Below are 12532 nucleotides of genomic sequence, written 5' to 3' on the forward strand. Positions count from 1 at the left end.
CTGAGCTGCTCAGACGCCGCCGGCGGTCACGATCGCGTCGGTGAGGAACCCGGCGGTCAGGCCGATGAGCAGACCCACGGAGAGGAGGTCCGTGCGACGGGCCCGGGCCGCGACGCCGATCAGCTGGATGACGACGTAGAGGATCGAGCCGGCGGCGAGGGAGAGGAAGACGACGCTGACCGGCTCACTGGTGAAGCCGTGGCCGATGACCGTGCCGAGCAGCGTCGGACCCCCGCCGATGAGGCCGAGGAGCAGCAGGTACGGCCAGCTGGGCCGCTCCCCCTCGGCGCCGAGCGGCGCGACGATGCCGAAGCCCTCGGTGGCGTTGTGCAGCCCGAAGCCGATGACCAGCAGCACCGCGAGACCGATCTCGCCGGACGCGGCGGACTGCCCGATCGCGAGCCCCTCGGCGAAGTTGTGCAGCCCGATGCCGATCGCGATCATCATCGCCAGCTTGCGACCGTCGAGCTCCATGCCGGGCAGGCGGCGCTCGTACCCGACCAGGGCGAGGAGGCCGACGCCGACGCCGACGAGCATCAGCAGTCCGTACCCGATCGCCTTGCCGAGACCGCCGTCGCCCTCGTGCAGCGCGCCGAGCGCGCCGTCGATCGGCTCCCACGCGGCGGAGAGGACGTCCCACACCAGGAAGACCAGGACACCGACCGCGATGGCGGAGAGCAGCTGGCGCAGCACGGGTGCCGGCTTGGTCAGGCGGCCGATCGGGAGGCCGAGCACGATGGTCGCGCCGGCGATCAGGCCCAGGAGGAGGGTCTCGGAGAAGCTCACGGGGTGAAGACTAGGTTTGCCTTACCTCACGTGGCTACCGTGCTGTTCGTCACGTACGCAAAGATGAGGCTCATGCGGGTCCACCATCTCAACTGCGGCACGATGCGGCCGCCCCTGACTCCGGAGCTGGTCGCCCACGTGCTCCTCGTCGAGACCGACCGGGCCGGGCTGGTGCTCGTCGACACCGGGTACGGCCTCGCCGACGCCGCGGACCCGGGTGCCCGCCTCGGCCCCGGCCGGCACCTGATCCGGCCGGTCCTCGACCCCACCGAGACGGCGTTGCGCCAGGTCGAGGCGCTCGGCTTCGCCGGCTCCGACGTACGGCACATCGTGCTGACGCACGCCGACATGGACCACATCGGTGGTCTCGCCGACTTCCCCGAGGCTCGGGTCCACCTGACCACCTCGGAGGCGCGCGCCGCCCAGCAGCCGCGCAGCCGGCTCGAGCGGACGCGCTACCGCGCCGCCCAGCTCGCCCACCGCCCGCATCTGGTCGAGCACTCCCCCGTCGCCGGCGAGGCCTGGCGGGGCTTCGCCGCGGCCCGCGAGCTGACCGAGATCTCGCCGGGCATCGTGCTCGTCGCGCTGCCCGGCCACACCCGCGGGCACGCCGCCGTCGCCGTCGACGCCGGAGAGCGGTGGGTCCTGCACGCCGGGGACGCGTTCTACGACGAGCGGCAGCTCTCCGGCGGCCGTACGCCCGCCTCGATCCTGCTCTCCGAGCGGTCGTTCGCCCACGAGTGGCGCCTCGTGCAGCGCAACCACGGCCGGCTCGCCGAGCTGTGGGCCCAGCGCGACCCGGGGCTGCTGCTGGTCAACGCCCACGACCCGGCGCTGCTGCGGCGCGCTCAGCGATGACGGAGGGCTCAGGCGTGAGCGCATCGGTGCTCTGGTTCCGCCGCGACCTGCGGCTCGGGGACCATCCGGCTCTGGCTGCCGCGGCCGAGTCGGCCGCGGACCGCGGCGTGGTGCCGCTGTTCGTGCTCGACGACGCGCTGCTGCGCGCCTCCGGCCCCGCCCGGACCGCGTGGGTGCTGCGCTCACTGACCGCGCTCGACCGGGATCTGCGCGCCCACGGCTGCGGGCTGCTGGTCCGGCACGGGCGACCCGAGGACGTGGTGCCGGACGTGGTCGCGCAGACCGGAGCCGGCAGCGTGCACGTCAGCGCCGACTTCGCGCCGTACGGAAAGCGCCGCGACGAACGCGTCCGGGCGGCGCTCGCCGCGCTGCCCGAGCCGGTGCCGCTGATCGCCACCGGCTCGCCGTACGCGGTCGCGCCCGGGCGGGTGCACACCAAGACCGACAAGCCCTTCCAGGTCTACGGGCCGTTCTACCGGGCCTGGATGGCACACGGCTGGCGGGCGCCCGCGTCGAGCGACCCGAAGGCGATCGCGTGGGCGTACTCACCCTCCGGCGACCTACGCAGCGAGCCCCTGCCCGTGGAGCCGGACGTCGCCGGGATCGCCCTGCCGGAGCCCGGCGAGGCCGCGGCGCTGGCGGCCTGGGCCGCCTTCCGCGAGCAGCTCGCGGACTACCCCGAGGACCGGGAGCGGGCCGACCGCGACGGGAGCTCGCGGCTCTCGCCCTATCTGAAGATCGGCAGCATCCACCCGCGCACCCTCCTGGCCGACCTCGGCCCGGAGGACGACGTCTTCCGTCGGGAGCTGGCGTGGCGCGAGTTCTACGCAGCCGTGCTCCACGCCTGGCCGGCGAGCGCGCGGGACTACTTCCGCCCGCAGCTGCGCGGGCTGCCGTACGTCACCGGCGAGGAGCTCCGTGAGCGGTTGAGTGCCTGGCAGGACGGCCGGACCGGCTATCCGCTGGTCGACGCCGGGATGCGGCAGCTCCTGGCCGAGGGGTGGATGCACAACAGGGTGCGGATGCTGGTGGCGTCGTTCCTGGTCAAGGACCTGCACATCGAGTGGCAGCACGGCGCTCGCCACTTCCTGCGACACCTGATCGACGGAGACCTGGCCAGCAACCAGCACAACTGGCAGTGGGTCGCGGGCAGCGGGACCGACGCGGCGCCGTACTTCCGGATCTTCAACCCGGTCACGCAGTCGCGGAAGTTCGATCCCGACGGGGCCTACATCCGACGCTGGGTGCCGGAGCTGCGTGGGCTGGCCGGGCGCGACGTGCACGAGCCCTGGCGACGCGTCGAGGGCCCGCCGGCGGGATACCCGCCGCCGATCGTCGACCACGGCGAGCAGCGTGCCGAGACCCTGGCCGCGTACGAGGAGCTGCGCCGCCGCGGGTAGGCGACCAAGCGAGCGACAGCGCGAGCGAGGGACGAGCTCAGGTGCTGGCCGCGAGCGCGGGAGCCAGGCGCGAAGCACCTAGGCGACCAAGCGAGCGACAGCGCGAGCGAGGGACGAGCTCAGGTGCTGGCCGCGAGCGCGGGAGCCAGGCGCGAAGCACCTAGGCGACCAAGCGAGCGACAGCGCGAGCGAGGGACGAGCTCAGGTGCTGGCCGCGAGCGCGGGAGCCAGGCGCGAAGCACCTAGCGCTTCGGCGGGCGCGGCACCAGCTTCGGCGTCCGGGCGGCGTAGTCGGCCCACCCGGGTCGTCCCTGCATGCGTCTCTCGGTCGGCTTCACCCCGGTGACCTCCGCGAGGAACCAGGTCATCGCGATCGGCGCGGGCAGCGTCGCCAGGGCTGCGATCGGACCGGTCGCCACCCCGCCGGCGAGCCACAGGCCCCACCAGACGCAGGCGTCGCCGAAGTAGTTCGGGTGCCGGGTCCAGGCCCACAGCCCGCGATCCAGCACCGGGCCCCGCTCGGGGTCGCGCCGGTAGGCCGCCAGCTGGGCATCGCCGACCGCCTCGAAGGCGACCCCGAGGAGCCACGCGGCCGCCCCGAGCCACACCGCCCAGGGCCACCGGGTCGCGGTGGCGACACCGACCACGACCGGTGCCGAGACGAAGGCAGCCGCCGCGCCCTGGTTGACGAACACCCGCCGGACGATGGTGCCGAAGGGGACCTCCCGGTACGGGCCGCCGAGCATCTCCTCGTAGCGAGGATCGTCATGCTCGGCGGTCGTGACCCGGCGCAGGAGGTGGAGGCTCAGCCGCAGCCCCCACACCGCGACCAGGGCGACCAGCAGCCACCGCCTGATCGGCCCCCCGGCATCGAGCGCCGTGGCGACCACGCCCGCCGCCACCGCGACGGTCACGAACGCGATCCCCCAGGCGGCGTCGACGACCATGAAGCGCTGCAGCCGCCGCGACCACAGTGCCGCGGCCGTCATCACCGCACCGGCCGCGACCAGGGTGGTCGCGACCAGGGCCCACGCCGTGGTCATCGGCTCTCCCGCTCCGTGAGGCTGCCACGCTCGAAGCGCAGCTGGAGGACGTCGAGGTATCCGGCCGCGAAGCCCGCCCGGGAGTACTCCAGGTAGAAGTGCCACATCCGCGCGAAGACCTCGTCGAAGCCCAGCATCGCGACCTCGTCGGCCGCGACCCGGAAGCGCTCGTCCCACTGGCGCAGCGTCTCGGCGTAGTGCGGGCCGAGCGAGGTGCGGTGCGTCAGCCGCAGCGCGTGGCGCCGCCCCTCCTGGGCGAGCGCCTCCTCGGAGGGCAGGAAGCCGCCCGGGAAGATGTACTTGTTGATCCAGGTGTAGGTGTCACGGGTGGCGAGCATCTGGGCGTGCGGCATCGTGATCGCCTGCAGCGCGATCGTGCCGTGCGGGGCCAGCAGGCGTTCCAGGGTGCCGAAGTAGTCGCCCCAGTGCCGCCACCCGACCGCCTCGATCATCTCCACCGAGACGATGGCGTCGTACTGACCCTCGACGTCTCGGTAGTCGCACAGCTCCACCTCGACACGATCCGCGAACCCGGCCGCGGCGATGCGGCGACGAGCGAGCTCCTGCTGCTCCACCGAGAGCGTGACCGTGCGCACGGTGGCGCCGCGCCGGGCCGCCCGGATCGCCAGCTCGCCCCAGCCGGTGCCGATCTCGAGCACCCGCGAGTCGCGCCCGACGCGGGCCAGGTCGAGCAGGGCGTCGATCTTGCGGTGCTGGGCGGTCGTCAGGTCGTCGCCCGGCATCGGGTCCCCGAGGGCGTCGGTGGCGAACCACCCGGCGGAATAGGTCATCGTCGGGTCGAGGAAGAGGGCGAAGAAGTCGTTCGACAGGTCGTAGTGGTGCGCGATGTTGCGCTGGGTGTCCTCCCGGCCGCCCCGGTCCTGGACGGGGGTCCGCTGGCTCGTGATCGCCCGGGCGGCCCGCATCCAACGCGGGGTGAGGTGCTCGACGTCGGCGGCGAGGACGGCGAGGAAGCCGGCCAGGTCCTCGGCGTCCCACGCCCCGGTCAGGTAGGCCTCGCCGAAGCCCACCAGCTTGTCGCGGCCGAGCCGGGCGAAGAGCTCCTCGGGGCGGTGGACGACCATCTCGGGTCCGCCGCGGCCGTACGTCCCGCCGTCGCCCCTCAGGCGCACGGTGACGTCCAGGCGCTCGACGGCGCGCAGGAACACCCGCCGGGCGATGCGGGCGCTCAGCGCCGTGGCCGCGCCGCCGGGGACGCGGTCGAGGTGGGCCCAGGTCTCTCGGGACGGGGCCGTGGGGCAGTCGGTCGTGGTCATGACACGCCTTCCTGGTGGTGGACGGGACGGGGTCGGATCGGGAGGCCACGGCGCCACAGCCGCAGCCCGTGCAGGCGGATCAGCAGCGCGTCACGCAGCCCGGTGAGGCCGGCGGTCCGGGCGGTGACGCTGCCGCGCCCCACCCGCCGGCCGCGCAGCGATGCGTTGAAGACGGTGCCGTCGGCCGTCCGGAGACGGACCGCGATGTCGAGGCGCTCGCCGGGGAGCGGCGCCCGTACGTCGTACTCGCCGTCGACGCCGTGGAAGGGCGAGACGTACATCTGCTTGGCGAGCGGGGCCGGATGCTCCGGATCGAGCAGGTACACGTGCCGGTCGCCGTAGGTGTTGTGCACCTCGACGACCGTGGCCAGCGGGCTGCCGTCCGGTCGCTCGCACCAGAAGACGCTGATCGGGTTGAAGCAGAACCCGAGGGCGCGCGGGTGCGCGGCCAGGAGCACACGGCCCTCGCCGAGGTCGACGCCGTGCCGGGAAAGGAAGCGCGCGAGGTTCTCGCGGACGCTGAGGCCCGGATCGCCGAGGTGGTCGCGGGCCTGGATGCTGCCGCGCCAGAGCGCGCGCCAGCCGCGTGTCGCGGGCAGCGCGTCCAGGTCGGCCAGCCAGAGCGAGGAGCGATGCTCGAACTCCCGGCGCCAGGGCGTCCGGCGCAGGTGGCGCACGGTGGTGCGGTAGACCTGCGGTGCCGTCGGCGCGGCCGGTGCGACCCGTGTGACTGTGCCGGACGCGCCGGTCCTCGTCGGACCCAGCCCGAGCCGGCGGGCGGCCTCGAGGCCGGAGCGCGCCCCGTCCTCGTGGAACCCCCACCCGTGGTACGCGCCGGCGAACGCGATCCGCTCGGTCCCGATCTCGGCCAGCCGGCGTTGCGCCGCGACCGAGTCGGGCGTGTAGAGCGGGTGCTCGTACTCCCGGCGCGCGATGACGAGCGCCGGGTCGATCAGGTCCTCGCCGCCGAGGGTGACGAGGTAGCGCGTGTCGGTGGCGAGTCGCTGGAGTCGGGTGAGGTCGTACGTCACCACGACGGGGCCGGCGTCGTCGCGGACGCGCCGGAAGTTCCATGACGACCAGGCCCGCGGCGCGGAGGGCAGCAGCGAGGTGTCGGTGTGCAGGATCGCGGTGTTGGGCGAGTAGCTGATCGCACCGAGCACCTTCTGCTGGGCCGGGGTGGCCTCGGGCAGCATCGCGAGTGCCTGATGCGGGTGGGTGGCGACAACGACGGCGTCGTAGTGCTCCTCGGATCCTCCGGCGGTGCGCACCCGGACGCCGTTCTCGTCCTCCCGCACCTCCACGACCGGCTCGCCGACCCGGACCTCGTCGAGGCCTTCGGCGATGCGGCGGACGTATTCGTGCGAGCCATCGGTGACGGTGCGCCACGCGGGGCTGCCGGTGATCGAGAGCATCCCGTGGTGCTCGAGGAAGGAGAAGAGGTAGCGCGCCGGATACGTGGTCGCGACGGTCGGGTCGCACGACCAGACCGCCGCGACGAGCGGCTCCATGTAGTCGCGGACGAACCGCTCGGAGTAGTCGCCCACGGCAAGGAAGTCGGCCAGGGTCTGGTCGACGTCCTGCTCGTGCGGCGTCGCGAGCAGGGCACGGGCGCGGCGGTGGAAGCGTGGGATCTCGGCGAGCATCCGCAGGTGCCCCGGATCGGCGAGGCGTCGGCCGGTGGGGAACAGGCCGCCGAGGCCCCGGGCACCGGCCCACTCCACAGCGCGGCGCGGGTCGGCGATGGACATCGACATCTCCGACTCCTGGGTGGCGACCCCGAGCTCGTCGAAGATCCGCGTCAGGACCGGGTACGTGCGCAGGTTGTGCACGATGAACCCGGTGTCGATGCGCAGCGTCCGGCCGTCCTCGTGGACCTCGTGGGTGTCGGCGTGGCCGCCGAGCCGGTCGTCGGCCTCGTAGAGGGTGACGTGCGCGGACGTACGGGCGCTGTGCGCCGCGACCAGGCCGGCCACGCCGGAGCCGATCACGGCCAGGCGCGGCCGCGGGTCGTGGGTCTCCTCGGTGTGCATGCGGGTGATTCGGAGCCGATGCGCGATCGGATGGGTCGCGATCCGATCCGGGGCTCGGCTCCGAACAGTCCTCATGAGCACTCGCCCCGGCCCTCGGGCCCTCCACCTCGCCGTGCGCCTCACCATCGGGCCGGCCGTCGGTGCCCTGGGGCTGGCCGCGGGCCACCTCACCGCCGCGTTGACGACGCCCGCCGCATCGCCCGTGCTGGCGGTGGGATCGACGGTGATCGACCACACTCCGACGCCGGTCAAGGAGTGGGCGATCGCCCACTTCGGGACGCACGACAAGACCATCCTGATCGGCTCGGTGCTGGTCGGTGTGCTCCTGCTCGCCACCGCTGTCGGGCCGCTCGCACGCCGCCGCCTGGTGTACGGCGCAGGGGCGCTGGGGGTGCTGACGCTGGTCGCCGCCGCCTGCGCGCTGCACCGGCCGGCCGCGCACCCGGGCTGGGTCGTCCCGAGCCTGGTCACCGGCGCGGTGGCGATCGGGGCGCTGGCCGCAGTCGTCGGCACGCAGCGGCACAAGACGGTCGACGTCGCGCCTGGCGAGGGCCACCCGACCTCCGGCACCGGAACCACCCGTCGCACCGCGCTCGCGCTCGGCGCTGTCGTCGCCACCGCGGCGACCCTCGGAGAGACCGGTCGCCGCGTGATCGGTCGCCGGGCCCGCGCCGAGGACGTCACGCTGCCGGCGGCCTCCGACCCGGCGGCGCCCTTCCCCGCGGGGATCGACCGGATGGTCCCGGGGATCACGCCGTTCCGCACCCCGATCGACCACTTCTACCGGGTCGACACCCGTCTCGACGTGCCGGTGGTCGACAGCGGCAGCTGGTCGTTGCGGATCGACGGCGACGTCGCGCATCCGTACGAGATCGACTACCGCGAGCTGCTCGCCATGCCGATGATCGAGCGCGACATCACGCTGACCTGCGTCTCGAACAGCGTGGGCGGCCCGTACGTCGGCAGCGCCCGCTGGCTCGGCGTGCGTCTCACCGACCTGCTCGACCGTGCCGGCGTGGGCGGCTCCGCCGACCAGATCCTGAGCACCGACGTCGGCGGGATGACGATCAGCACGCCGCTGGCGCTGGCCACCGACGGCCGCGACGCCATGCTGGCCGTGGGGATGAACGGCGAGCCACTTCCCCGCGAGCACGGCTTCCCGGTGCGGATGGTGATCCCCGGCCTCTATGGCTTCATCAGCGCGACCAAGTGGGTCAACCGGCTCACCCTGACCACCTATGCGCAGAAGCGGGCGTACTGGACCCGGCGCGGATGGGCCACCGACGCGCCGATCAGGATCTCCAGCCGGATCGACACGCCCCGCCCGCTCGCCACCGTGAAGGCCGGCGACCAGGTGATGGGCGGCATCGCCTGGGCGCAGGAGAACGGCGGCGTGGCCCGCGTCGAGGTGAGCATCGACGGCGGCCCCTGGACCGCGGCCCACCTCGGGCCGAGCGCCGGCAACGACTACTGGCGCCAGTGGTACGCCCCGTGGCATGCGACGCCGGGCTCGCACCAGCTCGCCTGCCGCGTCATCGACGGCGCCGGCCACACCCAGTCGCCGATGCGCGCGGAGCCCTTCCCGTCGGGCTCGAGCGGTGTGCAGAGCATCTCGGTCGACGTCGTCTGAGATTCGACCAATCCAGTGGTCGTACCACTCCGAATCACCAGCAGAGGAACAACACCTCACCCTGACTCACCACCGGAAGGCATCGCCATGAAGATCACCACCCTGCGTCGCTCCAGCGCCGTCGTCGTCGCCGCCACCGCCCTGACCCTCGGCCTGGGCGCGTGCGGCAGCAGCGACAACACCGCCGGCGACACGAGCAGCGACTCGACCCCGATGTCCGCCTCCAGCCCGACGAGTGCGGCCGCGATGTCGGGCGCCGCGTCCCAGACCTTCGGCCCGGCCTGCTCGGCGATCCCGAAGAGCGGCGCCGGCTCCTTCGACGGCATGGTCAAGGACCCGGTGGCCACCGCCGCCAGCAACAACCCGCTGCTGAGCACCCTGGTCACCGCCGTCGGCAAGGCCGGCCTGGTCGACACGCTCAACGGCGCCGACGGCCTCACCGTCTTCGCCCCGACCAACGACGCCTTCGCGAAGCTGCCCAAGGCGACGCTCGACAAGGTGCTCGCCGACAAGGCGACGCTCACCAAGATCCTGACCCACCACGTGGTCGCCGGCCAGCTCGACCCGACGAAGGTCGTGGGCGCCCAGACCACGCTCAACAAGGACGGCGTCACCGTCAGCGGCGACACGAACGGCATGAGCGTCGACGGCGCCAAGGTGCTGTGTGGAAACATCCCCACTGCGAACGCGACCGTCTACGTGATCGACACCGTTCTCATGCCGAAGGGCATGTGAGCACGACCTGACGGGGATCGAGGACCCATGAACGACCTACGGCCCGTCCCGGGCGGCGCCCCCGAGGAGGGGGCGCCTCCCGGCGCCGACCTGGCAGCCCTGCTCCAGCGCTCGGCTCGCGGCGACGAGCAGGCCTTCGCCGCCGTCTACGACGCCCTCTCGGCCAAGGCCTACGGCCTGGCTCTGCGGGTGGTCCGCGACCCGGCCCAGGCCGAGGAGGTCGTCCAGGAGTCCTTCCTCGAGGTCTGGCGGATGGCCTCGCGCTACGAGGCCGACCGTGGCAGCGCCGCTGCCTGGATCCTCACCATCGTGCATCGTCGCGCGGTCGACCGGGTCCGCTCCGCGGAGTCGGCCACCCGCCGCGACGCGGCGTACCACGACCGCAACCAGCCGGTCAGCCACGACGAGACCGCCGAGGCGGCCACCGCCTCGCTGGAGGCGCACCGGGTCCGCTCCGCACTGGCGACGCTGACGCCCGTGCAGCGCGAGGCGGTGGAGCTGGCCTACCTGCGGGGCTATACGCACAGCGAGGTGGCACGGATGCTTGACCTACCGGTCGGCACCGCCAAGACCCGGATCAGGGACGGCCTGATCCGACTACGAGACACGATGGGAGTGGGGAGCCTCCGATGAGCATTGATCCGACGCGAGCCGACATCCACGCCCTGTCGGGGGCCTATGCCGTCGACGCCCTGGACGACATCGAGCGCGCCGAGTTCGAGCGGCACCTGACCGGATGCCCGACGTGTCGCGACGAGGTCGACGACCTGCGCGAGACCGCCGCCGCCCTGGCCGAGGCCACCTCGGTCGAGCCGCCGGCCGCGCTGCGCGAGCGCCTGCTCGCCGAGATCCGTACGGTCCGCCCCCTCCCCCCTGTCGTCGAGCCCGCCGCCCACCCGATCCGCGCCCGCCGGCGCTGGATCGCGCTGGTCGCGGCCGCCGCGGTGATCGCGCTCGGCGCCGTGGCCTGGCACCCCTGGACGTCGCCGTCACCGACCCAGCTCACGGCGGTGGCCCAGGTCCAGCAGGCGCCGGACGCCCAGCACTTCACCACGCACCTGGACGGTGGGACGGTCACCGTCTACCGCTCCGTCAGCCTGGACCGTGCTGCGCTGGTCTCCCGTGACGTGGGGGCCGCCCCGGACGGCAAGGTCTACCAGGTCTGGCTGCAGAACCCGGCCGGCGCGATGGTGCCGGCAGGCTTCCTCCAGCCGGGGTCCAGCGCGTCGGTCGCCCTGTCGGGCGAGGCGGCGAGCGCGACCGCGGCCGGCATCACCGTGGAGCCGGCGGGCGGGTCCCCGCGACCCACCTCCGACCCGGTGGCTCTGGTGGCCTTCGCGTCGTGACCGAGATCGCCGGGCCGGCTGCTGGACCGGCCCGGCCGAAGCGTCGACACTGAGCCCATGGCGTACGACGAGGCCCTCGCTGCCCGGATCCGCGACCACGTGCTCGACCTGGCTCCGGACGCGGCCGAGCAGAAGATGTTCGGCGGTCTCGCGTTCCTCATCGGCGGCAACATGGCGGTCGCCGCGAGCGGGAACGGCGGCATCATGCTGCGCTGCTCGCCGGCGGACACCGACCGGCTGCTCGAGGAGCCCGGCGCCGAGACCATGGTGATGCGCGGGCGGGCGATGGACGGCTGGCTCCGCGTCGACGACGCGGAGATCGACGAGGCCGCCTTCGCGCGCTGGGTGCGCATCGGGGTCGACTTCGCGTCCTCGCTGCCGCCGAAGCGCTGAGGAGAGCCGTGCCCTGGATCGTCCTCGCCGTCCTCGCCGTGGTGCTCGTGAGTGGTGGCGTCCTCCACCTCCGCCAGCGCGCCGATCTCCTCGCCGCGCGCTCGCGGGTCCTGGAGCTCGAGGCGGCGGTGCACCGGCTGGAGACGATCGCCGCCGATGCGCTCGGCGAGCGGCCCGAGAGCCGTACGGCCCGCGTCGCACGCGGTGCGGCCCGTGCCGCCGTGGTGGCGACCGGCCGGCTGCGCGAGGGCGGCGTGGGCGGCCTCGTCAGCGCCTCGTTCGACGATCTGGCCCGGTTCGTCACCGAGGACCGCGTCGAGATCGAGCGGATCGCCACCCCCGACGGCACGATCACGATCCTCTTCTCCGACATCGTGGACTCCACCGCGACCAACGAGCGCCTCGGCGACAAGGACTGGCTCAAGGTCCTGCGCGCGCACGACGACGTCATCCGCCGCGAGGTCGGGAGCCGCCGCGGCCACATCGTGAAGTCCCAGGGCGACGGCCACATGGTCGTCTTCCCCGACCCGCTGGCCGGCGTACGTGCCGCGCTCGCCATCCAGGAGTGCCTGCCGGCAAGCCGCCGGCTGCGCCTGGCCGACATCCACGTGCGGATCGGCCTCCACACCGGCCGGGTCCTCTCCCACGAGGGCGACTACTTCGGTCGCAATGTCGCGATGGCCGCCCGCGTCGCCGCGCACGCCTCCGCGGACGAGGTCCTGATCAGCGACGCCGTACGAGAGGCCGTCGTGCACGCCCCCGCCCTCGCCACCGACCTCGTCGCCACGACCGAGCTCAAGGGCCTCGCCGGCGAGCACGACCTCTGGCGAGTCACCACCGTCATCCCCGACTGAGCGACGCCCGCCGTCGGCGCTCGGACGTGCGAAGGAGCCGGCGCCTCCTCCGAGGAACCGGCTCCTTCTCGCTCACGTCAGATCGGTGCGTCGCACCGTTGTCCTCGCTCGCTCACACCACGAGCAAGCTCGAGCGCTCGCTCACTTCAGATCGGTGCTTCGCACCTCGGTCCTTGT

General features: G+C 73.3%; 12 protein-coding genes. 8 read left to right on the forward strand and 4 right to left on the reverse strand.

The genetic code is table 11. The features are described from left to right. Positions 1 to 9 precede the first annotated feature (9 nt). On the reverse strand, positions 10 to 786 hold the full coding sequence (locus KSO98_RS18970; protein ID WP_225286196.1) for a ZIP family metal transporter: 777 nt from the start codon (positions 784 to 786) through the stop codon (positions 10 to 12). Between the two features lie 72 nt (positions 787 to 858). Between KSO98_RS18970 and KSO98_RS13700 the strand changes: the two genes are divergently transcribed. Both KSO98_RS13700 and KSO98_RS13705 read left to right on the forward strand, forming a co-directional pair. Then, positions 859 to 1644, forward strand: coding sequence for an MBL fold metallo-hydrolase (locus KSO98_RS13700; protein WP_225286197.1), 786 nt, complete (start codon positions 859 to 861; stop codon positions 1642 to 1644). 14 nt (positions 1645 to 1658) lie between these two features. After that, a complete protein-coding gene (locus tag KSO98_RS13705; RefSeq protein ID WP_225286198.1) occupies positions 1659 to 3044 on the forward strand; it encodes a cryptochrome/photolyase family protein in 1386 nt (461 codons plus the stop codon). Between the two features lie 242 nt (positions 3045 to 3286). On the opposite strand, the gene KSO98_RS13710 is transcribed toward KSO98_RS13705, so the two are convergent. From KSO98_RS13710 to KSO98_RS13720, 3 genes are read right to left on the reverse strand one after another with little or no spacing between them, the layout of a single operon-like run. Continuing rightward, on the reverse strand, positions 3287 to 4087 hold the full coding sequence (locus tag KSO98_RS13710) for a DUF1295 domain-containing protein (RefSeq protein ID WP_225286199.1): 801 nt from the start codon (positions 4085 to 4087) through the stop codon (positions 3287 to 3289). After that, positions 4084 to 5364: an SAM-dependent methyltransferase gene (locus tag KSO98_RS13715; RefSeq protein WP_225286200.1), complete on the reverse strand. Its 1281-nt coding sequence runs from the start codon at positions 5362 to 5364 to the stop codon at positions 4084 to 4086. Before KSO98_RS13715 ends, KSO98_RS13710 begins: the two co-directional genes overlap by 4 nt. After that, complete coding sequence (locus KSO98_RS13720) at positions 5361 to 7397, reverse strand: FAD-dependent oxidoreductase (RefSeq protein ID WP_225286201.1); 2037 nt, start codon at positions 7395 to 7397, stop codon at positions 5361 to 5363. The genes KSO98_RS13715 and KSO98_RS13720 overlap by 4 nt, the downstream gene beginning before the upstream one ends. A 73-nt stretch (positions 7398 to 7470) precedes the next feature. Between KSO98_RS13720 and KSO98_RS13725 the strand changes: the two genes are divergently transcribed. The 6 genes from KSO98_RS13725 to KSO98_RS13750 all read left to right on the forward strand — a co-directional run bounded on the left by KSO98_RS13725 (position 7471) and on the right by KSO98_RS13750 (position 12355). Beyond that, the gene (locus KSO98_RS13725) at positions 7471 to 9027 is read left to right on the forward strand and encodes a molybdopterin-dependent oxidoreductase (protein ID WP_225286202.1); all 1557 of its coding nucleotides are present in this window, start codon (positions 7471 to 7473) and stop codon (positions 9025 to 9027) included. An 87-nt stretch (positions 9028 to 9114) separates the two neighbouring features. Further along, positions 9115 to 9762, forward strand: a complete 648-nt coding sequence (locus tag KSO98_RS13730) for a fasciclin domain-containing protein (RefSeq protein WP_225286203.1) — start codon at positions 9115 to 9117, stop codon at positions 9760 to 9762. A 27-nt stretch (positions 9763 to 9789) separates the two neighbouring features. Continuing rightward, positions 9790 to 10395 carry an ECF RNA polymerase sigma factor SigK gene (sigK, locus tag KSO98_RS13735; RefSeq protein ID WP_225286204.1) on the forward strand — a complete coding sequence of 202 codons (606 nt, stop codon included), beginning with the start codon at positions 9790 to 9792 and terminating at the stop codon, positions 10393 to 10395. Then, positions 10392 to 11108: an anti-sigma factor gene (locus KSO98_RS13740; RefSeq protein WP_225286205.1), complete on the forward strand. Its 717-nt coding sequence runs from the start codon at positions 10392 to 10394 to the stop codon at positions 11106 to 11108. Before sigK ends, KSO98_RS13740 begins: the two co-directional genes overlap by 4 nt. Positions 11109 to 11165: 57 nt before the next feature. Then, on the forward strand, positions 11166 to 11501 hold the full coding sequence (locus tag KSO98_RS13745) for a TfoX/Sxy family protein (protein ID WP_225286206.1): 336 nt from the start codon (positions 11166 to 11168) through the stop codon (positions 11499 to 11501). Between the two features lie 8 nt (positions 11502 to 11509). Continuing rightward, positions 11510 to 12355 carry an adenylate/guanylate cyclase domain-containing protein gene (locus KSO98_RS13750; protein ID WP_225286207.1) on the forward strand — a complete coding sequence of 282 codons (846 nt, stop codon included), beginning with the start codon at positions 11510 to 11512 and terminating at the stop codon, positions 12353 to 12355. The last annotated feature ends 177 nt before the right edge of the window (positions 12356 to 12532 follow it).

It is taken from the genome of Nocardioides nematodiphilus (assembly GCF_020216525.1).
GTDB classification, from domain to species: domain Bacteria; phylum Actinomycetota; class Actinomycetes; order Propionibacteriales; family Nocardioidaceae; genus Nocardioides; species Nocardioides nematodiphilus.

Bases quoted from the DNA above. Each gene is read 5' to 3' on its own strand.
- KSO98_RS13700 (WP_225286197.1), top strand. From the start codon at position 859: ATGCGGGTCCACCATCTCAACTGCGGCACGATGCGGCCGCCCCTGACT.
- KSO98_RS13745 (WP_225286206.1), top strand. From the start codon at position 11,166: ATGGCGTACGACGAGGCCCTCGCTGCCCGGATCCGCGACCACGTGCTC.
- KSO98_RS13715 (WP_225286200.1), bottom strand. From the start codon at position 5,364: ATGACCACGACCGACTGCCCCACGGCCCCGTCCCGAGAGACCTGGGCC.
- KSO98_RS13730 (WP_225286203.1), top strand. From the start codon at position 9,115: ATGAAGATCACCACCCTGCGTCGCTCCAGCGCCGTCGTCGTCGCCGCC.
- KSO98_RS13740 (WP_225286205.1), top strand. From the start codon at position 10,392: ATGAGCATTGATCCGACGCGAGCCGACATCCACGCCCTGTCGGGGGCC.
- KSO98_RS13720 (WP_225286201.1), bottom strand. From the start codon at position 7,397: ATGCACACCGAGGAGACCCACGACCCGCGGCCGCGCCTGGCCGTGATC.
- KSO98_RS13725 (WP_225286202.1), top strand. From the start codon at position 7,471: ATGAGCACTCGCCCCGGCCCTCGGGCCCTCCACCTCGCCGTGCGCCTC.
- KSO98_RS13710 (WP_225286199.1), bottom strand. From the start codon at position 4,087: ATGACCACGGCGTGGGCCCTGGTCGCGACCACCCTGGTCGCGGCCGGT.
- sigK (WP_225286204.1), top strand. From the start codon at position 9,790: ATGAACGACCTACGGCCCGTCCCGGGCGGCGCCCCCGAGGAGGGGGCG.